This is a genomic window from Desulforhopalus glucosivorans (genome assembly GCF_054397165.1).
This window is the reverse complement of record NZ_AP044854.1, coordinates 1,106,257-1,131,231: the sequence shown is the minus strand read 5'-3', so window position 1 is coordinate 1,131,231 and position 24,975 is coordinate 1,106,257. Positions and strand designations below refer to the sequence as shown.

16 protein-coding genes are annotated in these 24,975 nt (G+C 42.6%); 5 read left to right on the top strand and 11 right to left on the bottom strand.

Annotated elements, in window-relative coordinates:
• Nucleotides 1-70 precede the first annotated feature (70 nt).
• The 9 genes from ACX6CI_RS04815 to ACX6CI_RS04775 all read right to left on the bottom strand — a co-directional run bounded on the left by ACX6CI_RS04815 (nt 71) and on the right by ACX6CI_RS04775 (nt 12,663).
• Nucleotides 71-2,035 (bottom strand): ArnT family glycosyltransferase, encoded by a 1,965-nt coding sequence (locus ACX6CI_RS04815; protein WP_458777039.1) that lies wholly within the window; start codon nt 2,033-2,035, stop codon nt 71-73.
• 207 nt (nt 2,036-2,242) lie between these two features.
• Nucleotides 2,243-3,196 (bottom strand): GDP-mannose 4,6-dehydratase, encoded by a 954-nt coding sequence (locus tag ACX6CI_RS04810; RefSeq protein ID WP_458777038.1) that lies wholly within the window; start codon nt 3,194-3,196, stop codon nt 2,243-2,245.
• Between the two features lie 10 nt (nt 3,197-3,206).
• Nucleotides 3,207-4,364, bottom strand: a complete 1,158-nt coding sequence (locus ACX6CI_RS04805) for a glycosyltransferase family 4 protein (protein WP_458777037.1) — start codon at nt 4,362-4,364, stop codon at nt 3,207-3,209.
• A 7-nt stretch (nt 4,365-4,371) separates the two neighbouring features.
• On the bottom strand, nt 4,372-5,166 hold the full coding sequence (locus ACX6CI_RS04800) for a glycosyltransferase family 2 protein (protein WP_458777036.1): 795 nt from the start codon (nt 5,164-5,166) through the stop codon (nt 4,372-4,374).
• 152 nt (nt 5,167-5,318) lie between these two features.
• Nucleotides 5,319-6,341, bottom strand: coding sequence for a nucleoside hydrolase (locus tag ACX6CI_RS04795; RefSeq protein ID WP_458777035.1), 1,023 nt, complete (start codon nt 6,339-6,341; stop codon nt 5,319-5,321).
• A gap of 1 nt (nt 6,342) precedes the next feature.
• Nucleotides 6,343-8,436, bottom strand: coding sequence for a hypothetical protein (locus ACX6CI_RS04790; RefSeq protein ID WP_458777034.1), 2,094 nt, complete (start codon nt 8,434-8,436; stop codon nt 6,343-6,345).
• A 33-nt stretch (nt 8,437-8,469) separates the two neighbouring features.
• Nucleotides 8,470-10,587 (bottom strand): HAD-IA family hydrolase, encoded by a 2,118-nt coding sequence (locus tag ACX6CI_RS04785; RefSeq protein ID WP_458777033.1) that lies wholly within the window; start codon nt 10,585-10,587, stop codon nt 8,470-8,472.
• A gap of 13 nt (nt 10,588-10,600) precedes the next feature.
• Nucleotides 10,601-11,902, bottom strand: coding sequence for an ABC transporter ATP-binding protein (locus ACX6CI_RS04780; RefSeq protein WP_458777032.1), 1,302 nt, complete (start codon nt 11,900-11,902; stop codon nt 10,601-10,603).
• 20 nt (nt 11,903-11,922) lie between these two features.
• Nucleotides 11,923-12,663, bottom strand: coding sequence for an ABC transporter permease (locus ACX6CI_RS04775; protein ID WP_458777031.1), 741 nt, complete (start codon nt 12,661-12,663; stop codon nt 11,923-11,925).
• A 552-nt stretch (nt 12,664-13,215) separates the two neighbouring features.
• Between ACX6CI_RS04775 and ACX6CI_RS04770 the strand changes: the two genes are divergently transcribed.
• On the top strand, nt 13,216-14,442 hold the full coding sequence (locus tag ACX6CI_RS04770) for an MFS transporter (RefSeq protein ID WP_458777030.1): 1,227 nt from the start codon (nt 13,216-13,218) through the stop codon (nt 14,440-14,442).
• Nucleotides 14,443-14,589: 147 nt separating this feature from the next.
• Nucleotides 14,590-16,683 (top strand): PAS domain S-box protein, encoded by a 2,094-nt coding sequence (locus ACX6CI_RS04765; protein WP_458777029.1) that lies wholly within the window; start codon nt 14,590-14,592, stop codon nt 16,681-16,683.
• A gap of 14 nt (nt 16,684-16,697) precedes the next feature.
• Here the strand turns inward: ACX6CI_RS04765 and leuD are convergent, their stop codons facing one another.
• Entirely contained in the window at nt 16,698-17,348 is a 651-nt protein-coding gene (leuD, locus tag ACX6CI_RS04760) for a 3-isopropylmalate dehydratase small subunit (RefSeq protein WP_458777028.1), read from the bottom strand.
• A gap of 11 nt (nt 17,349-17,359) precedes the next feature.
• Nucleotides 17,360-18,781 (bottom strand): 3-isopropylmalate dehydratase large subunit, encoded by a 1,422-nt coding sequence (gene leuC, locus ACX6CI_RS04755; protein ID WP_458777027.1) that lies wholly within the window; start codon nt 18,779-18,781, stop codon nt 17,360-17,362.
• A 352-nt stretch (nt 18,782-19,133) separates the two neighbouring features.
• Between leuC and ACX6CI_RS04750 the strand changes: the two genes are divergently transcribed.
• From ACX6CI_RS04750 to ACX6CI_RS04740, 3 genes are all read left to right on the top strand, one after another.
• A complete protein-coding gene (locus ACX6CI_RS04750) occupies nt 19,134-20,456 on the top strand; it encodes a TolC family protein (protein WP_458777026.1) in 1,323 nt (440 codons plus the stop codon).
• 34 nt (nt 20,457-20,490) lie between these two features.
• Nucleotides 20,491-21,540 carry an efflux RND transporter periplasmic adaptor subunit gene (locus ACX6CI_RS04745; protein WP_458777025.1) on the top strand — a complete coding sequence of 350 codons (1,050 nt, stop codon included), beginning with the start codon at nt 20,491-20,493 and terminating at the stop codon, nt 21,538-21,540.
• 193 nt (nt 21,541-21,733) lie between these two features.
• Nucleotides 21,734-24,964: an efflux RND transporter permease subunit gene (locus ACX6CI_RS04740; protein WP_458777024.1), complete on the top strand. Its 3,231-nt coding sequence runs from the start codon at nt 21,734-21,736 to the stop codon at nt 24,962-24,964.
• Nucleotides 24,965-24,975 lie beyond the last annotated feature (11 nt).

Below are 24,975 nucleotides of genomic sequence, written 5' to 3'. Positions count from 1 at the left end.
CAATATTATTCCCAAAGTCTCTATATTTTTGGATGATTGCAGAGCAGCCTCTATAATCCTTATAGAATTACTACTCCAAGACCTTATACATAAGCAGTTCACTATTTGAAAAAACCAGATCAAATCTTGCATCAGACGAAATCTCATTTACAAAAGTAACTGGATAAACTCCAAGGTTTGTAATTTCCTCATCAACTGGAGAGATGAGGTGCTTTTTAACTATCACCATACTCACATCGTACCTTTGTAATAATCCTATTCGTCTATCATTATCTCCACGCCAAAAATCCCGAAGCTGGTAACCAAGATACCATTCGTGTTGCGCAGGGAAAAACCGGTAATTTCCCTCTGGGTACATGAATATGTGACCACTTGGAGGATTTTTATATAAAAAATCAATACCTTCCTGCACTGCAGGTGTGATTGCACGCAGACGGTAGCTTTTTGCAAGAACATATCCGCTCTGCAAAATAGCAATCGTAGCAATGATTGAAATAATAGCTTTCGGCCTAGGTAAACTAACTGTCTTTTCTGCAAGAGGAAGGAGCAGGAAAGGTAATCCCGGCAAAAAAAACCTTGCATCCGGTGCTGTTTTGGTGAAAAAGGCCACCAACACCATATATGTTCCACCGACAAAAACTAACCACCAATTTGATTCCTGAGATTCGGACTTGCGTTTAGCTTGATAGCGATTATACATCACTCCAATGACACCTAAAAAAAGCAACATCCATAGAACGACACCACCGTAGATTAAATAATTTACTTTCATCCTCAAATCGCCAGGGTGATTTGCTATAACTGGATGCTTTTTCTCACGAACTTCCTTCGTCTTTGTCGGTTGCGCTGAGAGAGTAGTGTTAAGATTTGAAATACCCGTTTTTTCGGCTACTGATGGTATACTTGACGTTATAGCCTTGTGTCCTTTTTTAATAATTTTTTCGAGCTGCTGCTGAGGGTAAAAGCTTGCATTGCCATACGTCACAATAGCTCGGCCGATTGACCAAGTGCAGCACAATACAATCAGGAGGGCGCATACAGTTGCGGCACTCCCCCTTATCCATCCACTTTTCTTTATCGCCCAATAGGAAAGAAAGAGAAAAAATGACGGATAAAACAAAACAGCGGTGACCTTGATACCAATTGCAAACGCCAAAAAGAATGACGCAGTAAACCACCTCCCTCTACGCAGAAAATAAAAAGCTGTTAAGACTTGAGCTGCTAAAGGGACATCTTGATAGAAAGCGACGGAAAACACGAGACACAGGGGCAAGGAAGCAAGAACCAGAACGTAGAGCAGAGCCGACCTGGACTCTATACCCTTCCTTTCTTTAGCCATTAAATATCCAACAACTAATAACTGGATAAAGAAAAGCATTTGATAAATTTGGACAGAAAGAAAAGATTCGCTAGTGAGACTGTAAATAACAGCTCCCGCGTAGTGCCATAAAAAAGAATGAGGATAACGACGCTCTTCAACCTCCCCACCTGCCAATGGTATTTCGGCATAAAAATTAGGTTTTGAGAGGTCTTCCGCCTGATGGGTGAGCATGTAGTAATGAGTTACTTCATCACCAATCATAACCTGGGGAGCCGAAAGTCCAGTACACAGAACGACAAGAGAACTAAGTATGATAATAAGCGGTACCGCTATACTTGTGCCTCTTACTGAGCGCCCTGCTGTTTTTTCTGAAAGGACTGTGCTTTTGAGTTTTCCCCCTTTATTTCGTGCCTCAGCACTTATCTTCAATTCCCTCAATGATGTATAGATAAAAACTGAAAGCGTCAAAGAGAACAACGCTATGACTACGCTTTTCTGTTCAACATCAAATATCCTTTGAATGAGAATTGTAGTAAACGTATAAAACGTCAGAGCAAGGCAACATACTGCTAAGCTAATTAATTCAGATATCCGTATTCTTCGATCCCAAAAAGCATTAATGGCAAGAACAAACAATAAGATCCCGGAAAATGAAATCAGAACACCGGACAAACCTCCAAGCCACTGCTCAGTAAAGTTCAAAATATTTTGCATTAATGTTGCCTGCCTAGCAATCTGTCACACTTAGTGGCGACACTCAAACCATTCATTTTTGTCAGTTTTACACATTTATGTTCATCATTATGAACAAAAAGAAATGGCTAAATTAAAGAATATAAGCTTCTCAAGTTTAGAATTTTTCAACTTACAATTACCGTAGAGAAACCAGAGCCTACCGCTCAATTAAAGTACTTAAAGCATCTATTTTTTGTTCTCTGCGTCAACCATTGAGCGCAAAATATCTTCTAGCTGAAATTTTGCTTTCCAGCCCAAGACACTGTGCGCCTTTGCTGGATTAGCCAACCCTTCAAGAATATCGGATGGTCGCAAGAGAGAGGAATCAGACTGTACATGATCACGCCAGTCAAGTTGAAGAGTAGCAAAAGTAAGTTGTATAAAATCTTCCAACTTCCTTGAGCTTCCTGTTGCAACGACAAAATCCTCAGGCTTTTCGAGTTGTAACATCTGCCACATAGCCTCAACGTACTCTGGAGCCCACCCCCAGTCACGGGAGATCGATATATTACCGAGTTTCAATGTTTCATTACTTCCATTAGCAATCCTGCAAGCTGTAGAAACAATTTTCCTGGTTACAAACCTGGTTGGCCTAAGTGGTGATTCATGGTTAAAAAGAATTCCTGTACAGGCAAACAGACCGTAAGCTTCCCTATAATTGGAAACAATCCAATGCGCGGAAGCCTTTGCAACAGCATAGGGGCTTTGGGGATGAAAAGGAGTTGTTTCAGTTGCAGGCGTTCCGTGAGTATCACCAAAGACCTCACTGGAACCAGCGTTATAGAACTTGATATTCTTTTTCGAAAAGCGAATAGCCTCAAGCAGGTTCAGTACACCAATACTTATACTCTCTAACGTTTCAACTGGTTGTTCAAACGAGAGTCCTACAGAGCTTTGGCCTGCAAGGTTATAAATTTCATCGGGTTCAACCTGCTGTATTGCTTGTAAGACTGATCTAAAATCATTTATAGCAAGTGATATCTTTTGCACAGACTCATTGATTCCAAGGGATTTCAAATTGGCAAAAGAAGCCATCTGAGCATCTCTTGAAGCTCCGAATACTTCATAGCCCTTTTGGAGTAAAAGCTGAGCCAAATACGCACCATCTTGGCCAGATACTCCACAAATCAAAGCCCTCATAAATCAATCCTCATTTCACATTCTTCTTATGCTGTATTTCACGAAACACATCGAACATTGTTTTGACAGACCTTTGCCAGGTAAATGATTTTGCCCACAAGGTTCCAGCTTCAGTTGCTTTATTTCTTTCTTGCTCCGACAGCATGCTCACTTTGATTATTTGGCTGGCTATTGCCTCTCGGTCTATACGATCAACACTAAAGGCATAGTCCTCCGCGACTTCTTTGAGTGAAGCTTCCCTTGTAGTTATCACCGGAACACCTGCCAGCATAGCTTCAATAACAGGCAAGCCAAATCCTTCGTAAGCAGACGGCAACACAAACATATCTGCCGACTGGAAAAGAATCTGCAATGTACTATATGGTACCCCATCCTTAAATCTAACAACACGAGATGTATCTTTGAAAGAGGACATCGCTTCCTGAACGAGATCTTCGCCCCTTCTTTCCCGCCCGACAATTACCAGCTTGTGAGGAATTTTTTCCATCACATCAAGAAAGGCCTCTATAAGTATATGAACTTTCTTATGCGGGTAGGTGTGAGCTACACAAAGAATGTATGGTGTGTCTCCACCCAACGTATTGTTGAGTATTGCATTCTTATCTTCATCAGGGTAGGCCTTACCGAAACTCTCATCAGCTCCAAGCAGTACAGTGTGCACTTTTTCAGGACGCGCAAAATTATAACGAATAACTTCCTGCCTTGAAAACTCTGAAATTGCCAAAACAGCATCACACACGCGACACGCCCCTCTCACCAAGACATCCAAGGTGATTCTTTCCAGTCGGCTCATGTCTTCAGGATGGCTCTTGTACTGCAAATCACATATTGTAACAGCCTGTGGACAAAAAGATAGAAAAGGCGCAGTGTACCCAGGTGACCACAAAATATCCAATTTATGCTTTCTCGCAACAAAAGGAAGCTTGATTTGCTCAAGTATTATCCGGACAGGACGATTAGCCGCTCTGAAATTGAGGCAGACGAATGTTACATTTGCATTCCCCGAACAGATTTGTCTAAAAAGTCCATCATTTTCAATATTGGTAAAGAGGATAAACTCAGTATCCGGGTACTCTGTCAGTGCAGCAAGCAGTGTCTCACGCAGATACGTCTCAGTCCCTCCAACATCCCCGGGAACCATATATAATGTGTTTATACCAAGTCGCATAGAAGTATCAGTGCCTATTGTTACGAAGAGATGCCATCAAAGAGTAGATGCCCACAATTCCCCATCTCACAAAAAAGTGAGCAAGGGTCTGCACACTAAGCCTCCCTGCATCCTCGCGCGCAGCTTCATACTCTTCTTGAAACTGAACAGTAAAATTTTGTCCGCTGATAGATTGTTCATGCCACCGGAATGCGGAAACCGGAGCACCCTTTATTTGACATGATTTACCTGTGTGCCATAACCTCAGGAAAAACTCGTAGTCCCAGGCACCAACCATATCTTCACGCAACATTCCTGCCTTTTTAAAAGATTGTCTGCGGAAAAACACAGCGGGTTGGGACAGGTAATTGATACATTGAAAAACAAATCTTGATGACAATGGATAAAACAGTTCCTTAATGGTGGTTATCAAACTTCGAGATTCTTCACCTTGTTCATTAACTATTGTGCAAGCGCCAAAGCAAAATGCAGCATTAGGGTTTTGCTCCATGGTTTGCTGCGCGCGTTTCAAAGTCCCAGGATAATACAGATCATCAGCATTCAACCAAGCAATTACATCTCCAGTGGCAGCGGCAAGTCCTTTATTAATTGCGTTCGCCGGCCCCGTATCTTTTTCAACAATCAAGGTATTAATACTTGCTGCGTATTTTTCTAGGATCTCATGTGATTTGTCGCTACTATTTCCATCAACCACGATATATTCAAGATCTATACCATCTGCGCGCTGTTGAATCACACTCTTTAACGTTTCTTCCAGAAACCTTTCTCCGTTAAAATTTGGAGTAATAATTGAGAAACGCATATTTTAGAACCTTATTCCTGAAAACTTTTTAAAAAAAAAGAAATTTTTGCCAGTGGATTGAAGTTGAAAATTTAAAAAGACGACCAGATAGCGAACGTAGAGAGACCTTCGAGGCACGTATGCCGGCTTATTAACCTTATACCGGTGTTAGCTTATTCTTGTTTATCTTTTGCGTTCGTCAAAGGTGACACCATCAATTCGTCTATGATCTGAGCCAGCTGCTCCGTTTTCTTTGTTCGTATCATATATTGATGTTGTCCGTCTTTACGTGCTTCCCACGTATTCATCCCCTTGGAATCTATCTTTACATCTCCGGGAGGAGACATTTTCCAGTACGTATTTTTCGCAAGCCCATTACTGGATGCCAACAACACCGCTACCTGATCCCAGCTTTGTCGGTTTTGAATGTTATTGTACAATTGATATGCCTTGGTAAGCGGATTATCGATATCCGTTTGGCGTAACACCTTACCAGTCAGCACACTATTGCCAATCTCAAAACCACTGAACCATATTTTTGTTGGCCACTGCGACATCACATAGGAAGCGGCCTCCACATCCTGATACAGATTCCACTCCCTTCCGGAAGGGAATTCTCCCCCCATACACACAAGTTTTTCCACTTTTGTTGCCACTAACTCAGATCCATTCAAAGGACTGAATTCATCCGGAGATGATTCCAGTAGTTCTCTCAAATTGGTTAAATAGCCAATAGTTACAATTGTAACAGACTTATCATCCTGCCCTGCAAGGATTTTCCTGTACAACCGCGTTGCATCGTACGTACCTTTTTCAGATTCAGTATGTGGAGGATAATTCTCTGCAATATGCTGTGTATATTTTGAAACGTGGTGTACCGTTGGTTCCAATATTTTCCCCACAGGTATATCTGGACGGCCAAAAGATGCATTTAAGACCTCAAGGCATGGCGCACCCCACGGGTCGCCGGAGGACACTGCCATGGCAAGAATTTCGGCATCCCCGCGATCAGCTAAGGCATGAAGTACCGCAACGGCTCCAACATCATCGACATCTGAAGATATATCAGTATCCAGAAATATCTTGGGAACATGTTTTTCTGGACTACTGCCCCACAGATAGATTAACACGACAAAACAACATGCAATAAAAATTGTAAACAGTCGTTTCACCTTGGCTCGTTTAGAACTGTTCATCTCAGATCTCAATACGCTTTTTCTGCTGAAAAAAGTCAGCAAAAACCATAGGCAGCAGAAAATACGATGACAAATGGGCGAAGTAGTAATAACGCCAGTTAAAAATGCCAAGAAAGACCAGCACCCCCACAGGAATCATGACAAATAAACTAAAGGTGGCAGCCATAGGAAATCTTCTGTAAAATAGAGGCAGTAGAGGATACAGAAGCAACATAAAGACAGGATTCCAGGAGAAATAGACCCACGGTTTATCATAGGTTTTCCAGTACACTTTCCATGCCAGACCTTTTATTTTCTTTATTGTTTTATTCGATGGCAATGGAAGGTAAGGATACACATCATTCCAGCGAAGTTCTCGCAGAAAGTCATTAGTATATCGCCCATACATACAAAGATGAACCAAGTCCCATTGCATCTCGTTCTGGTTTACATCGAAAACCCCTAGATACTTTTTAGCACTGTTCTGTAAATAGTTGTAAGAAACCCTGTTAACTGCCTGACTCAGGTATTTCTCCGTTTGTCCTGTCAAGTAGCTTGATTGGCTGGACAAACCGGGAATTACAAAGAAAGCTCCTGCGACTAACATAGTGCCAACAAAAAGAGTCACTATTGCTAATGGCCGAATTCTGACAAGACCAAACAGTACAATGATAAAGGGGACAATAAACAGATACAACACTCCATTATGTCGCAGCCCAACCAGCAACAGAGTAAGGCAGAATATCAACAGCCAGTTACTCCATGGTACAGGCAACTTGCCCTGTTGTTTATCGCGGTACAGACGAGCTAGCATAAAACCAAGTAAAACAACAATGAGTGCAAACGGAACATCTTTCCATAGAATAATCGAATAGAGACCAACAGGTACGGACAGGACAATCAGACCATAACAAGGTACAAGGCAATATAGTGGAAGTCCCCTTCTAAAAAGGGAGAAAAAGATATACGCAATCAACAGCGAAGTACAAAAATTTTGTGCCAGTGGTACTACTGCAGGGTTATTCCACAACTGACTGAGGAAAATGTACAGAATCACATTTAATGGAGGGTGGTCTCCGAGGTACATCCCCGGTATCTGAGCAGCCCTCCATACTTCAAGAGAATCGTTGGACATCACTCCGGGCCAGAAAGAAAGGTGCCAGAGTGAAAAGACGGCACAACAGCAGCTCAGCATCAACCAGAAGATATATCGCTGCTCAGCAATAAAAAAATCTCTAGCTCCCCTAAAACGAGACACAAAAGAAAACACCCAGGTGAGGATACAAGCTGTTAAAAGTGCGAACACAATCTGAAGCAGGAAACGCTCAGGGTGGTAGTGATTGCGTAACTGGGTGTCTGCATCAAGCATTGAATAGTTAATCCCATGCTCTGAAGATATTCCACCACTTACACTGATTACTTTACCTTCCGCTGTTTTAATCATGGCGGAAGAAATCGACATTTTTCCTTTTGAGCTAACACGCAACGACTGAACGGGGTAGCGTGGCATTGGCATACTGATTGTAAAATTGCCACTGTCCGTTACAAGCCATGAGTTGACAATTTTGGCATAACTCCCGCCCCATTGACTCTCGTTGTTTGAAGCATAAAGATCATAACGTGTCACTTTTTCGCCAATCTGAACATCAACGAGGCCGGCGCCATTAAATTTAGGAAATTCTAGTTGTATATGACTCTTTGGCTGAACAAGAAAATTGAGCGAAGCACCATCCTTTTTGAATACATATTTCCCCGAAGAAAACTCTATGCCTGGAGAGAGATTTTCTGGTTGAGGGAAATATTGCTGAGAATCTATATAGATGCTGCGAAGACCTATTTCTGCGCTAAGTGATGCAGAATTTCTCTCACCAGTTCGCGTTATACGTACTGGAATCCCATCTCGTTCAGCTTTTACGGAAAGCTCATGCAGCGGAAAGCGTTCCCATTCGTACCCATTAAAACCTTCTCCTGAATCCCATTTAATTGAAATTTGCGAAGAATTATCAGAAACAGATCCACTCACAAAGAACGTTGCAGTGGGATACCAGTAACTCGACAAATAATAACAGGAAAGGCACGCGAGAAAAGTTAGAATAAAAAGGAGTGTTTTGCGCATCGTTATTTACATGTGACAAAGAGAAAACAGGTACTACCTGAAGGAGGAAAATTCATTATAATAACGACGAAGCCCATCTAACGCCTGCAGTGGTCCTAGCCCCAACCGTCGAAATATGATTGGCGGCCAAATTCCAGAACCGAGTATTGAGGGGTTCCTGGCAATGTTATACAGGTTACGCAATCTGACTGAAATAGTGACGGCATTATCTGTCTTAAAGTTGGAAAATGTGAATATACCAAAATTTTCAAGATGATACAATTCAGCAAAAAGGTCTACCATACTCCTTGTTGGAGTAAAAACCATCTTTGCATGGTTACGGGCAAACCACTCTATATCAGGCAGCGTGCAATTTGACTGCACGTAACTTTTATTATACTTGCAGAAATAGGAAAAAATATTTTCCTGCAGATTTTTAATCACAGTCTCAAACAACTCTCTCTCAAGGGGTAAGTCGAGTGTCATTACGAGTATATCACCGCATTTGCCTTCCACACGGCTCTGTATCACCAGATCCGATGAGTTGCTTCTTTCTTTATACTGCTCAGGGGTGAGATAGCAGTCCGCACTACCATGACTGGCTCCGAGCATCATTTCAAAAAGAGAACGGTTATTATTGTACACCTTATAAAAAAGGGTTTCGGAGGGATAATTTTCAAAAAGAAGACCCTTTTTACGATTGTTCTTTTTAAGCGTTGTGGGATTAAACAAACCAATGAAATAACCTTGAACGTCAACATGTTGTTCAAGAATATAAAAGATATTATCCTGAATAGAGCCTTTCCACCCCACATCCACGATGCAGAGTCCATCATCGTGATAATTTACACCAAATGAATCTAAATATTCTGTGAAATTGCTGCGTTGTTCAAGCCTCTTTTCTTCGTATTGTTTGCGAAACAGGGGCAGATCAATTAGTTCGCGGAGCGTATCATTCTTTTTCAGATCAATGATTACCTCGTCACAATCTCCAGATAACTGAGCACAGAGAGTAGTCACCAAATCATCAGTAAAATTCAAGCTTTGTAAAAAGTCACGAATGGATATATCACGGTAATGATCCAGCAAACGCGAAAAATCTTCCTCGGCAAGTGGCCCAAGTGAAGCGAGAAAAGTCGCTTTTCGTGATGCCAGAAGATAATGGCCCTGTATTCGCAACTGGCCATATAGATCGAGTTGATAACGATCAAAAAGTTTTTTGAGAAATTCACCTTCTTTAGAAAAGAAAAAGACATCACTGATTTCTTTTCTTGTAAGATCCTCAAAGAGACGATGACAAAACAGCCAGAAACTGCTCCCCATCTCTGCGAATTCACCCTTGAACTTCAATTGTGGATAAGGCTTTTTTAGTGTTTCTCTGTTACCAATAAGTTCTTTTCTGAAATTGTTGTAAAATTGGCGTTGTGCTGGTCGAGATACTAAAATTGTTTGCACCCCTGATTTTTTAGCCATTTTAATATCTGCATGTTCATTATCTCCAATCATCAAAATACGTTCCGGTGAACATTGAAAATCTCGAATTATTGTTTCATACAGTTTTCCAGAACCCTTACTTTGCCCATAGTCGATGGACACATACAAGCGCACAAAAAGGTCCTGTATGCCATGGTGCTTGATAAAACGGTGAAAATGACTTTCGGGTACGTAAAAATCGGATGCGAGAACAAGTTGTACCCCCGCATTTTTCATTTCCCTCAAAGCCTGCAGCATCCGGGGGCAAACTTGTTGCACAGCTAGTTCAACTGCAACTTCTATATTAAGAATATCCTGGGTGAAATTTTCAAGACTTGTAAGCGGTAACTGCGGATACTGCTCTTTAAGAAAAGCAAACAACCTATGTGAAAAATCGATAAGAGAAAATTCAAGTTCTCCTGTTGCAGCACAATTTGTTTCTACTATTTCACGTTCAATATGTTGTCGATGTTTATATAACTCATTTCCTGAAACAGCACCGCCAAGTAATTGGCTAAGCAATTGTGAAGCAATTTCTTTTGTGTATTCCGGTTCAACTTCGCGTGTGACAATGGTGTCAAAATAATCGACACAAACTATAGGATGGTTTACTTCAGTTTGGTTACTTCGAGCAGCAAAACTTTGCACGTATTCCACAAAAGTTTCAACATCATCCTGTTCGGCATTCCAGTGCTCCATTTTCCTTCCCTTTTTAATCCAGTGGAGTGAGTGCTAAGGAATCCAAGGGGTTGTTAATAATACCGTGGAGATATCTTCCGGGGGTCACAGCTACGATAGAAACTACATTATGGGCCCAGCACTGAATGGTATGCTCGAAAGGATGTGTTCCCTCTCCTATGCCAATAGTAAGTGTATACTCCTGAGGCGTAACCTCTGGCCAGGAGAACTCAAATTCAATTAACGAATAGCCCTTATTGAGACCATTGTGCTGGTTTTGTAAAGGGACACTGTTTTCCCCAAAGACCGCAATTCCTACTCGGTCTTTTATGGTGTATCCGAAAATGACGTCATCTACTGCACGCTTAGCCCAGATAAGTATTCTGATTTTAACTGTTTCGGAAGGCTCGACAGTCTTGAAAATCTGATCATTTTTGGTCACCGAAACATTTTGAATAGAAACTTCATCAGCTCCCCCCAATGACTCGGAATCCACAGACAACCACTGGCTAAAGTCAGGTGTATGCTTTTGAAGAGATGTCAATATATGTTCCGGTATTTTTTGACTCACTGCACTGGCGTGACGCTTTTTATCAAAAAGTTCATTGTGAACAAGTCTTGTATATAACGAAATTGCTTCTGCCGGATCTCCATCGAATATTTTTTCACCACCTTCCATAACGATGATCCTGTCGCATAAACTGGAAACGGCATGCATATCATGAGAAACCAAAACAATGGTGTTATTTTCCATCATTTTCTTCATATATTTCATGCATTTCTGTTGGAAAAATATATCCCCTACCGCCAATGCTTCATCTACAATGAGAATATCCGGGTCAACACTTATTGCAGTTGCAAATGCCAGTCGAACAAACATGCCGCTGGAATATGTTTTTACAGGATGATCTATGAATTCTCCTATATCTGCAAATTCTATGATGTTACCCAGACGGGCAGTAGTCTCATCTTTACTAAGACCCATTATCGAGGTACTTAAGTAGACATTTTCCCTGCCACTGAACTCTGGATTAAATCCAGCTCCTAATTCTAAAAGAGCAGAAATCCTGCCATCCACCTCAACTTTTCCAGTGGTAGGTTGTATTATACCGCAGATAAGTTGCAGCATGGTTGATTTGCCGCTGCCATTTCGGCCAATAATACCTATAGACTCTCCTTTATGAACATCAACATCAACATTCCGAACAGCATGGAAAATCTGGTGTTGTATTTTTTTTACAAAAGGAAAGAAAATCGAGAAAACCCGATGAAAACTTCTTTTATAAAGGCAGTAATCTTTACTGACAGCCTGTACTGAGATTGTTTTTCTTACCATATCAGAGAGAACAACTTTTTTTATAAAACATCAGAAAATTGTGGCTGCAAACGTCTAAACACAAAACCGCCAAGAAGCAGGATGGTTATGGTACAACACCAGAAATAGAGTGAATAAACGGGATGCTCCCAGAATCCTGTTCCACTAACAAAAGAGTCTCGATAGCCTTGAATAATATAGTAGACTGGATTCAATTTTAGAAGGAACTGTACCTTGGCTGGCATCATTTGAATATCCCAAAATATGGGTGTAACCCAGAATCCAACCTGAAGAGAAACAGCAACAACTTGTCCAACATCACGTACAAAAACATTAAGAGCCGATGTCCCCCAGGAAATTCCAATAGCCAGAGCCAGTAGACAGAAAAGATAATAGAACGACTGCAATGCCCAAAGATCTATCGTCATGCCCTGAAAAAGCATTAATAACAGCAGGATTAACACAAAAACCACATGCGTTATGATACTGGAACAAATCTTGACAACAGGTAAAACCTGCGGGAAAAAAATTGTTTTTTTAATCAAGTGAGAATTATCCACAACCGAAGAGGTAGAACCACTCACAATATTCAGGAAAAAAAACCAGGGAGCAAGACCTGCAGTGAGCCAGACTACAAAAGGCACATCATTGAGTGGCTGCACTTTGAATCCCATGCTGAAAACAAACCAGAATACTGTTATCATGACAGCAGGATGAATCAATATCCAGGCAAACCCCAAAACAGACCCGACATAGTGAGCCTTTATTTCACGATTTGCCATGAGCAGGATCAACCGCCTTTTTGACCATATCGGTGTAACAAATGAAAATATAGCGTTAATCATATACCAAAAGGAAGAAAACAAACTGACAATACAGTGATTTATCCCCCATTTACCCTCTTTAAAAGTCTCAACATTGTATATTGTTCTGCACTGGATTTAAAAATCCCGAGCAACCTACCTTTTTTCTAAGGCTTTTGCCAGAAATTCTTTGGTAGTGGGGGCGTACCTCACCAACACATTTAAATTTCGGAACAAATCTTCCTACTGTTTTTTTTTCAAAACTTGACAGAGGGAAGGAAAAAACGAGTCTTCCCTTCAGCGGCGCAACAAGGATACATAATTAACAAAGTCTAAGCATCACCATTTGAGGGATGACATTTCCTGTTCCAATTTTCAGAGAAAAATGTTCTACATGCACAATTACAATAGACGCAATAATCAATTTCAACCTCTTTCACTCCTTTGTATATCACTTTGCAATACATTGAAGTCCCCCTATTATAAATCAGTTTACACCAAGAGTACTCATTAATTTCATTCCATATAGACATGGGTATCAAACCACACCTCAAAAACGTATACTGCCTCTGTATCATCAAGCTCTCAAAATGGCTGATGCTTATCATGCCCATTGTAGCTTTATTCTACAATGAAAATGGGCTTGATGAATTTAATATTTTTCTCCTGCAGGCCATATACTCCATAAGTGTTGCTATACTGGAAATACCTTCCGGATATATGGCTGATGTGGTTGGCCGGAGGAAAACGCTTATATTCGGCTCAATTCTGGGAACGTTGGGCTTTGTTATCTATTCCGTAAGTGATTCGTTTACTGGATTTCTTGTTGCTGAAATTATTTTAGGAATAGGTGGCAGTTTTATATCTGGTTCCGATTCCGCCCTACTCTACGATACTCTCGCTGAAGCTGATTTAAAACAGAAGTATGTCAGCTTTGAGGGCAGAATCACTTCACTTGGAAATGTTGCAGAGACAGTTGCTGCAATCCTCGGTGGTGTGATAGCCGGACTGCTCAGCTATAGACACGTGTACATGGCACAAACGGTTATTGCTTCCATGGCGATCCCTGCTGCATTTCTTTTAAGGGAGCCACTACGTCAAACGACCAAACGCACTAAAAATATCGCAGAAAACTTTGCCCTCATTTTTTCAGTATGCAGAACATCACTTTTTTATAATGCAAAACTAAGCTCAACTCTTCTCTTTTCATCTGTTATCGGAATTGCAACACTTTGCATGGCCTGGACTGCACAGGTCTACTTTGTCTCTGTGGGCTTTGAAGAGTTAACGATTACTCCGCTATGGGTCGTACTCAACCTTACTGTCGCCTTTTTTTCTGGGTTTGCAGCCACCACTCAAAAATTATTAGGCGAAAAAGCTACCCTACTCATCATTACTCTCTACATCCCAATCACATACATCCTTCTTGGAGCAATACCCGTTGTTCCCGCCATTATATGTCTCTGGGCCTTCTTTGCTGTTCGGGGTTTTGCGACGCCAATCTTAAAAGATCTTATCAACCAAAATTGCGACTCTGCGACAAGGGCAACAGTTCTTTCCATCAGAAGCCTCATTTATCGAGTTGGCTTTGCAACCCTTGGGCCCTTAATTGGTTGGATTGCGGGAGAATCTTCTCTTGATATGGCACTTATAGTTGCAGGTATCATTTTACTCAACCTGTCAATCATCACAGGCTATAATCTCTATCGACATGCTCCCGAGTATTTCACGAGTTCTTCAGACCTATCTCAAGACTAAGACCTCTCTCTTCTGTTAATCGTAATGTATTAAATCGATTTGACTCAGGTATCCAAAATCAGTAACATCATTGGTAGTGAAAACATAAACCCTATTAGTCAATAACTATGATCAATCATTTATCAGGGAAACTACTCGTCACAACCGATGACAAACCAGGAAAATATAAATCTTCAGCGAAAACTTGATCAGGCACTATCTAAGATAGAGTCTTTACGCGCACGCCTTCACACTCACAAAGATGTGCTTAAAAAAGCTGAAGAAACCATCGAGCAGCAAAGCTTACTTATAGAAAAATTTGAGAAACAGAGAAATAAGTATCGGAAGTTATTCAATTCAGCTAACGATTCTATTTTCGTCGTCTCCCTCGATAAAAACAGTTCTGATTATGGCAGATTTACTGAAGTGAACAACGTCGCATGCAAACGACTGGGATACACCAGGGAAGAGCTGTTTGCCATGTCCCCTTTTGAACTGAGCCTTGAAAAAGACTATATCACCAACAGATCCTTAACCTTGCGCCTTGCAAGAAAAGGCTCTGCAACGTTTGAAACAAACTGCGTACATAAAAACGGCTCCGTCTCTCCCATTGAGGTAAATGCACTGCGTCTCAATGTTAACGGCAAAGACTTTTTCATGGGAATTGCAAGAGACATCACCAAAAGACAAAAAATAGAGCAAGCCACGCGGGACAGTGAACGCCTCTACCGCCTACTCGCTGATAATGTGCATGATGTCATTTGGACAACTGACAACACATTCACTCCTCAATATGTGAGTCCTTCGTTTTTCAATCTCACAGGTGTTTCCCATGATAAGGCTATACAACTCATAGAACAAAAGATACTTGCCACCTCACCTTTTAACCTTCATAGCAGCGGTAGTCCATTTCCTCTTGAAGGTACATCAATCCATTGGGAATCCTGTATAAAAACTGCAAGTAACAGTATTCTATGGATCGAATCTATCGCCTCTCCGCTGCCACAACAAAATGATACTGACCAGTTTTCCGGGGTTATCGTAGTCACCCGTGATATTACTACCCGTAAAAAGATTGTTCTGGAGCTAGAAGCCGCTAAAGAAGACGCCTTTACGGCAAGTCATGCAAAATCGTCATTTCTTGCTAACATGAGTCATGAAGTACGAACTCCCATGAATGGAGTCTTAGGTATGCTTCAGTTACTCACCCTCACTCAACTTAACTCTGAACAATTTAAATATGTTGAAGCGGCAACCAGTGCAGGAAAAAGTCTTCTTACGATCATAAATGATATATTAGATTATTCAAAAATTGAGGCGGGTAAACTACAAATAAACCCCGAACTATTTCAGATAAGAGAAATGGTTCGTACTCTTATAACATCTTTTGAAACATCCGTTGACCCTGCAGATGTGACTTTGCGCTATGAAATTGACGATGCGATACCAGAGACACTGAAAGCCGACCAGACCAGAATCCGACAAATTCTCTTTAACCTCGTTGGTAATGCCATTAAATTTACTGAACAGGGTGAAATCCTTGTTCTCATTAAAAAGAGTGACCAGACCAAGCCAAACGAAAAAACAATACTACTTGAAGGAACTATTAGTGATACTGGTATCGGTATACCTATAGAGAGTGAAGAGAAACTTTTCGAGCTCTTCACCCAGGTCCACCATGGGAACAAGAAAAAGTTCAAGGGAACGGGCCTTGGACTGAGCATCGTCAGACAGCTGGTCAACCAGATGGGTGGAACCGTTCAGCTAAAGCGAAACCCCATAAAAGGCACCACAGTAACATTCACCATAAGGGTCGAAGCTCCTGAAACACAAAAGGCCACCAGCACCACTAAGCCACCAGCGCCCATTCTTACAAGCCCAAATCGTAGACTATCTACACTCATTGTAGAAGACGAACAGATTAATCAGCAAATTCTCCAGGCAATACTCACAAAACTTGGGCACCAGTCAACCCTTGCAAGTGATGGAGAACAGGCACTAGAGCTACTGAAGTCTAATCGTTATGACATCATCCTTATGGATGTGCAGATGCCGGTTTTAGACGGTATTGAAACAACAAAACGTATTAGAAACTCCGAAATATTTAAAGCAGTCTGTAACATTCCCATAATCGCCCTAACCGCCTACGCGATGGCAGGCGATCAGGAGCGATGTCTTGCTGCAGGTATGGACAGTTACCTTTCAAAACCGGTGGACATCAAGGCACTGGATGCAAAATTAAAAGCCCTCACATCTGACTAAAACCCCTTTATACTCTAACTGAGAACATCCTCGAAAAGCCAGGGACGATTCTTTTTCTGTTTCTGTTCGTACTCTTTTATTAGTTCTGATTTTTCCAGGGTTAGCCCAATATCATCAAGACCATTCAAGAGACATTTTTTGCGAAACGGGTCGATATCAAAATGCAGATTTTTCCTACCCACGGCTCTCAGCTCCTGAGCCTCAAGGTCTATTGTCAGCTCTTTGAGACGTCCTGATTGAACCTCTTTAAACAACTCATCAACATTCTCTTCTGGCAACACCAGAGGAAGGATGCCGTTTTTAAAACAGTTGTTATAGAAAATATCAGCAAAACTTGGTGCGATAACTGCTCTAAAGCCATAATCAAGAAGTGCCCATGGAGCATGTTCCCTACTTGAACCACAGCCAAAGTTTTCCCTCGCAAGTAAAATAGTGGCACCTGCGTACTGCTGCCTATTTAAAACAAAATCCGGATTAATTGGTCTCTTGCTATTATCCATTCCTGGCTGGCCTTCATCTTTATATCGAAGCTGGTCAAAGAGATTGGGCCCAAACCCGGTTTTTTTCACGGCTTTTAGAAACTGCTTTGGAATTATGAGATCTGTGTCAACATTCGCCCTGTCAAGGGGAGCCACGATTCCACTATGTTCTACAAAAGCTTCCATGATGTACCCTCCTATTTCCAACTACGAATATCGACAAAATGCCCTTTAATGGCTGCAGCGGCTGCCATTATAGGACTCACCAGATGTGTCCTTCCACCAAACCCCTGACGCCCTTCGAAGTTACGATTTGACGTAGAAGCACAGTGTTCGCCATCTCCCAGCTTATCGGCATTCATGGCAAGACACATTGAGCAACCAGGTTCGCGCCACTCAAAGCCTGCTTCAGTAAATATTTTATCGAGGCCCTCGTCTTCGGCCTGCCGTTGCACAAGACCTGACCCTGGAACCACCATTGCCTGTTTAATTGAGTCTGAGACTTTTTTGCCTTTTACAACGGCGGCGGCTGCCCGAAGGTCCTCGATTCTAGAGTTTGTACAGGAACCAATAAACACCCTGTCCAGTTTGATTCCTGTAATCGGCTGACCTTCTTCAAGTCCCATATAGGTAAGCGCTCTTTTGAGTGAATCTTTTTCGCCACTACTACGCATCATTGCCATGGTGGGCACCTTGTCACTTACCCCAAGCACCATTTCAGGAGATGTACCCCAACTTACCTGGGGTTCAATCATAGCCGCGTCAATTTCTATAACCTTATCAAAGACGGCATCTTCATCTGAAACAAGTGTTTTCCAATAGCTGCTCGCCTTGTCCCACAAGTCACCTTTAGGGGCCAGCGGACGATCTTTTACATAATCAATTGTTTTATCATCAACTGCAATCAGGCCCGCCCTTGCTCCTGCCTCTATTGCCATATTACAGACTGTCATACGCCCTTCTATGGAAAGCTCGGATATTGCCTGCCCTCCAAACTCGATGGTATATCCTGTTCCACCGGCAGTACCTATTTTTCCTATTATAAAAAGAACGATATCTTTAGAAGTCACTCCTTCGCTCAGTGATCCAGCCACGCGAACCAGCATGTTCTTCATTTTCTTTTGTACGAGGCACTGTGTGGAGAGGACATGCTCAACTTCAGAAGTTCCAACACCTTGAGCAAGTGCTCCTAAAGCGCCATGGGTAGATGTGTGGGAATCACCACAAACCATGGTCATCCCCGGCTGGGTTAACCCCTGTTCGGGACCAACAACATGTACAATACCCTGACGGATATCTTCCATTCCATACTGTGCAATGTTCTGATCTTTGCAATTAAGATCTAATATTTCCACCTGTAACCTGGATAAGGGATCAACAATACCTGCAATTCCTCCCACCCTTTCAGACTTAATGGTCGGTACATTGTGATCAGGAGTTGCAAGATTTGCAGCTTTTCTCCAGGGAGTTCTTCCGGCAATTTTCATCCCTTCAAATGCCTGGGGTGAAGTCACCTCATGCAACAAATGCCGATCTATATATATAAGAGCGGTCCCATCCTCTCTATTTTCTACAATGTGGGTCTCCCACAATTTATCGTATAGCGTCTTTCCAGGCATCAAAACCTCCTCAAGATTAAATATTATGATTCAGCATCAATGGTAATTATTAAATTTTTAAAGACAACTCACGCCTCACTTTCCAAACTTATCCATGCCCTGAAACTATAATAATTAAGCGATAACCGTATCTCAGTTTAAAATCACTTGACCTCAACAGCGTTTAACGATAGATTTCAATCAATTGCATATACACACAATCTCTCGCAACCAAGGGATTCACACCAATGCATCTATTTATTCTCATAAGCCACTGCTTTTCTTTGACAACCGTTATGAAAGTATTACAGATACACTGTCTATTTAATTATTTACTATAATAGTGTGCTCTATTTTGATTACAAGGGAAACAATGAAGACTCTCCAATCAAGCATCGTACTGGGTCTGGTCCTCACGCTGAGTTCAACCGTGTTAGCAGCATCCAACCCACTTCCTCAGCCGTTAACTGCCCAGGCTGCTGTACAATTAGCCCTGCAAGACAACCCTGACAATATTATAGCCCAGCATAGGATTGCCCAGGCTAAGGCCTCCGCTGTCATGGTGACATCTCACGACTATCCTCTTGTACATCTTAGTGCTGAATATGGCCAAACAAACAATCCAATGTATTCGTTTGGTAACATCCTCAATCAAGGCGCATTTGATGACACCATAGATTTCAATGACCCTGGCCGGACAGACAATCTACAACTTAAGGCTGCTGTTACATACAGAGTTTATAATGGTGGCCAAAATAGTGCTGGAAAGATTGCAGCAGGGGCCAACATAGAGGCAAGTGAGAGTGATCTTACAAGGGTGCATCAACAACTCAGCTTTGAAGTAGTCAAAACCTATCACGCTGTAGTCCAGGCCCAGAAGATGGTCACTGTACGTAATCAGGCGCTCAAATCAATTTCTCTGGCGCGCGATGTAGGGATTGCACGCTATGAGGCTGGCGACCTTTTAAAACAAGATCTCTTAAATCTTGAACTCCAGCAATCAACAGCCAGTGAGGATCTGATCATAGCAAGACATACCCTTGAACTCACCAAGAGAAGTCTCCTCAACCTACTGGGCAAAAAAGAGGGTCTCATCACACTTGATGTAACAGCAAACGTCGACCAGCTTCCACCGGCAGCCCCTGACTACTCCAATCGCAGTGAACTTGTGACTCTAACAAAACTAAAAGATGCAGCCATTGCCGACCTTGAGAAAGCACGAGGAGTTAACCGTCCAAAGGTCGATACCTTTGCAAGCTACCAGTTTGACAATGGCTGGGAACTCGATAGCAATGGAGACTCCTGGATAGCCGGAGTACGAGTTAATTACAATTTATACGATGGGAACAATGGTAAAAGTCAGGTTACCATTGCAAGAATCAAGCTCCAGAAGCTCGAGGCTCGCATAGCAAAAACCGAATTAAATCTAAGTCTTGAACTCCAGCAAGCAGAACTCACCTACCAACAGACTAAAGAGCGCTTAACCGTTACAGGGAAAATGGTTGGTGTAGCAGAAGAGGCAACCAGACTTGCCCGGGCTCGGTTCAAGGAAGGGGTTATACTTTCCTCGGATCTTATCGACTTTGAAACAAGACTATCAGATGCACAGGCCAGACACCTCAGTGCAGAGGCAAGCTATCAAGTCGCCATAGCAAATTTACGAAGGGCCAGTGGTCTCGATCAATTTTCTTTGTAATGGAATTTTTATTTTAAAATAAGGAGATGGTTTCATGAGTGTTTGCAAAATTTCTTTCTTTTCCATGCTGGTATTCGCCCTCGGAGTGGTTGGAGGATGTAATAGCAATGACTCACATAACACAGGTGAATCAAAAGTCCTGCCAACTGCAGATGTCACTGTTGCTCAAGTGACAGAGCAAATTGCAAAGAATCAAATTGAACTTGTTGGTACCGTCCAGGCAGTGGAGCAGGCTGAGATATCTTCAAAAATCAGCGGCAACATCCTTTCTATCTCTGTCGAGCTTGGTTCAAAGGTCAAAAAAAATGATCTACTGGTGCAACTCGAGGCTGAAGAGATGTCCGCACAGCTTCAACGCGCGTCCGCCCAACTGGAACAGGCTAAACGTAATCTAAAACGAGAAGAAAACTTGCTCAAGAAAAATGCAGCCACACCTGAGACCGTCAAATCACTTAAAGATGGTCTTCGTATTGCAGAAGCGGCCTTCCTCGAATCCAAGACCATGCTCAACTACACGAGCATTTCAGCCCCATTTGACGGGATCATCACCCAAAAACCTGCGAATACAGGTGATCTTGCTACACCAGGAAAACCTCTTTTGCGAATCGAAGGTGAAAACAACCTGCAAATCATTACTGATATCCCGGAGGCAATGATCCACGCGATTAAACGTGGAGACATCCTAGAAGCTCAAATCCCAGCCACCAACACCAAGGTTACGGGACAGGTGACTGAAATATCTCCCATTGCAGATCCATCCTCCAGGACGTCGTCAATAAAGATTCAAATTACATCTCAGCCGCAACTTCGATCAGGGCAATTTGCACGGGTGACTCTTGCATCAGACGAGACAAAGACTCTTGTAATACCGCAAACAGCCATTCTTACCTATGGTCAGCTTGAACGTGTATTTGTAGCCCAGGACAACACTGCAAAGCTTCGACTTGTTCGTAGCGGTCGGTCCTTTATTGACAATGACAACAATGAACTCATTGAGATTCTAAGTGGCCTTGATCTGGGGGATACAGTCATAACGTCGGGTAATAGCACTCTACAATCTGGACAGCCCTTATCCATTAAATAAGCAAGCCACCAGCAAAGGTGCCTTTACGTCCAATCTTTTCGTTCTATTCAAAATTTTATCCTCGCCATATAAACTATATGCCTGTGGTAAAATGTATCACAAACCTCAATCTTGAACGAAAAGCCTATTTTTGCAAAAGGCTCAAGCGGGTAACGTTTTCTAAATTTTCATAAATACTTTAAACAACAGTGCTATGAACTCTTCAACAGATACAAATGGTTTTGCAGGAAGGTTAGCCAGAGCCTTTATCTCCTCTAAGCTCACCCCACTTGGAATCATCGCTTCCCTTCTTTTAGGATTTCTTGCAATTACTCTTCTTCCCCGTGAAGAGGAACCACAGATAAAAGTTCCCATGATCGATGTCATGGTGGGTATGCCTGGAGCAACGCCCAAAGAAATCGAACAGAGCCTCACCATCCCCATGGAGAAGTTGCTCTATGAATTGCCGGGGGTTGAATATATCTACTCCACCTCCATGTCTGGAAAAACACTGCTCGTAGTCCGTTTTTACGTTGGTGAAAATCTGGAAAATTCTATTGTCCGCCTTAATCAAAAACTAGCAACAAACTTCGACCGTATTCCCCATACCGTATCACCGCCTCTTATAAAGCCCCATACCATTGATGACGTACCCATAATGGCACTCACCCTACATGGCGAAGGTTATGATCACTTCACCCTCAGACGGGTCGCATCAGAGATTGACGATTCCATTAAAAACATAAGCGAAGTTGCAGAAACCAAAATCATTGGCGGAACAAAAAGAGAGTTGAGTATTCAATTTGACCCCATAGCCCTTGCCGCCAGAAATCTCACGGTCAACGATCTTGCAGGAAAAGTTCAGGCGGTTAACAGTCAAATCTACTCAGGAGATCTTAAATCGCTCAACCAAAACATTCAGTTACAGACCGGAACCTTTCTTGAATCAGTAACTGAGGTCGGTCGGATAGTTGTCGGCGTGTATGGAGGCAAACCGGTGTACTTGAGTGACGTCGCCGCCATCGCTGATGGTCCGGAGGAACCATCCAATTACGTTTTGTATGGAGATAAGAGTGGTGGTTATCCTGCAGCTGCTGTTACCATTTCAGTTGCTAAACGCCCTGGAGCCAATGCTGTCTCTGTGGTGGATGATGTCACAAAAAAGATCGAGGTCTTAAAAGGGAGAGTTATTCCAACTGACATCACAGTATCGATTACACGAAATTATGGGGCTACAGCATCTGAGAAATCCAATGAACTGCTCCTGCATATGGGTATTGCTGTTTTTGGCGTGGCACTGCTCATCTTATTTTTTCTTGGATGGAGGGAATCCGTTGTTGTTATGCTGGCAATCCCCTCAACTCTTGCACTTACCCTTCTGGTCTTCTTTTTATACGGATATACACTCAACCGAATCACTCTCTTTGCCCTGATCTTCTCCATCGGCATACTGGTTGATGATGCAATAGTTGTGGTTGAGAACATCGTTCGCCATCTCAGATTACCGAAAAATTCAGGACGTCCGCGAACTGAGGTTGCCATTGAGGCAGTTGCTGAGGTAGGCAATCCAACAATCCTTGCCACCTGGGCAGTTATTGCAGCCATCCTCCCCATGGCCTTTGTGGGTGGTCTCATGGGACCATATATGCGACCAATCCCCATTGGATCCTCGGCTGCCATGATCTTTTCGCTTATTATTGCCTTTACCGTTACACCATGGGCTGCAACCCATATCTTAAAGAAACAACAACCAAAAGGTGATTCTGAAGAAGTAGCTCCGGATGACTGGTTCACCAGAATCTACCACAAAATAATGGACCCACTCCTGGCTCATGCCGGATGGAGAATGGCCTTTTTCTCCGTCATCACTCTCATGCTTCTCGCCACCTGTTCCATGTTCTATTTTGGTCAGGTGAAGGTGAAGATGCTACCCTTTGATAATAAAAGCGAATTCCAGGTCATTCTCGATATGCCTGAGGGATCAACCCTTGAAAAAACTGCTCAGGTAGCCCTTGAGATGGGTGCTGTTATAAAAAATGAGCCCACTGTCACTGATTACCAGATCTATGTAGGTGCGGCATCTCCATACAACTTCAACGGTTTAGTACGTCATTACTTTCTGAGAAGTGGCCCCACTGTTGCAGACATCCAGGTCAACTTGCTTCCAAAGCATGCACGGTCCCTGCAGAGCCATGACATTGCCACCAGGGTACGACCAGCTCTGGCTCAAATAGCAAAGCAACATGGAGCAACTGTCGCTGTAGCTGAAGTTCCGCCAGGCCCGCCAGTACTGCAAACCCTTGTAGCTGAGATATATGGGCCAACTGATGCTGACCGTATCGCCTTAGCTACGGAGGTTAAAAATATCCTCACCTCCACAGAAGGTGTAGTGGATGTCGACTGGTTCAGGGAAACAGACAGGGTACGAAAAATCATTACAGTAGACAAAGAAAAAGCGGCCCTAAGCGGAATCTCCGAAAAACAGATTACCAGTGCCATTAAAACTGCTGTTGGCGGTTACTCTTTTGACCTTTACCACCAGCCCCAGGAAAAAGAGGCAGTGAATATAGTTTTGGAACTTCCTGCTGCACTTAAGGCTCGGGTGGAATCCATCCTTAATATTTCCCTCAGAGGTCAAAACCGCGACGATTCCCCGCTTATTCCTCTTCGCGAACTTGTCATAGTCTCAGAGCAGTCTGTTGAACAGCCAATCTACCGCAAAAACCTCAAGCCGGTCATCTACGTTACCGCCGATGTTGCCGATACAGTTGAAAGCCCGGTCTATGCAATTTTTGAGATGAATGAAAAGATCAAGGCTCTTTCCGCCAAACAATTTGGGGGCACAACAGAGCATATCGAACTCTATAATCTTAATCAGCCATTTAGTGAATTCGAGCCTTCTATGAAGTGGGATGGGGAATGGCACATAACCCTTGAAGTATTCAGAGACCTTGGCCTTGCCTTTTGCGTGGTTATGGTACTTATATACATGCTCATGGTTGGCTGGTTTAAAAACTATGTCACGCCGCTTGTTGTGATGGCGGCCATCCCCTTCTCCCTTATCGGGATATTACCGGCACACTGGGGCTTTGGCGCATTTTTCACGGCAACTTCAATGATCGGATTTATGGCAGGGGCCGGAATTGTTGTACGAAATTCGATCATCCTGGTGGATTTTATAGAATTACGTCTTCGTGAGGGGGAGCCACTGGATAAGGCCGTGGTGGATGCAGGAGCCATTCGTTTTAGGCCAATGCTTCTGACTGCCCTTGCGGTAATTATTGGAGCCTCTGTTATTTTGGCTGATCCTATTTTTCAAGGCCTTGCAATATCCCTTATGTTTGGAGAGATTGCCTCACTACTTATCAGCCGCATGGCTGTACCTGTACTCTATTATGTAATGAAAAAGAGACAACATGAGAAGCCTGTCCCAGTTAAAACTTAAGGCGAGAACTC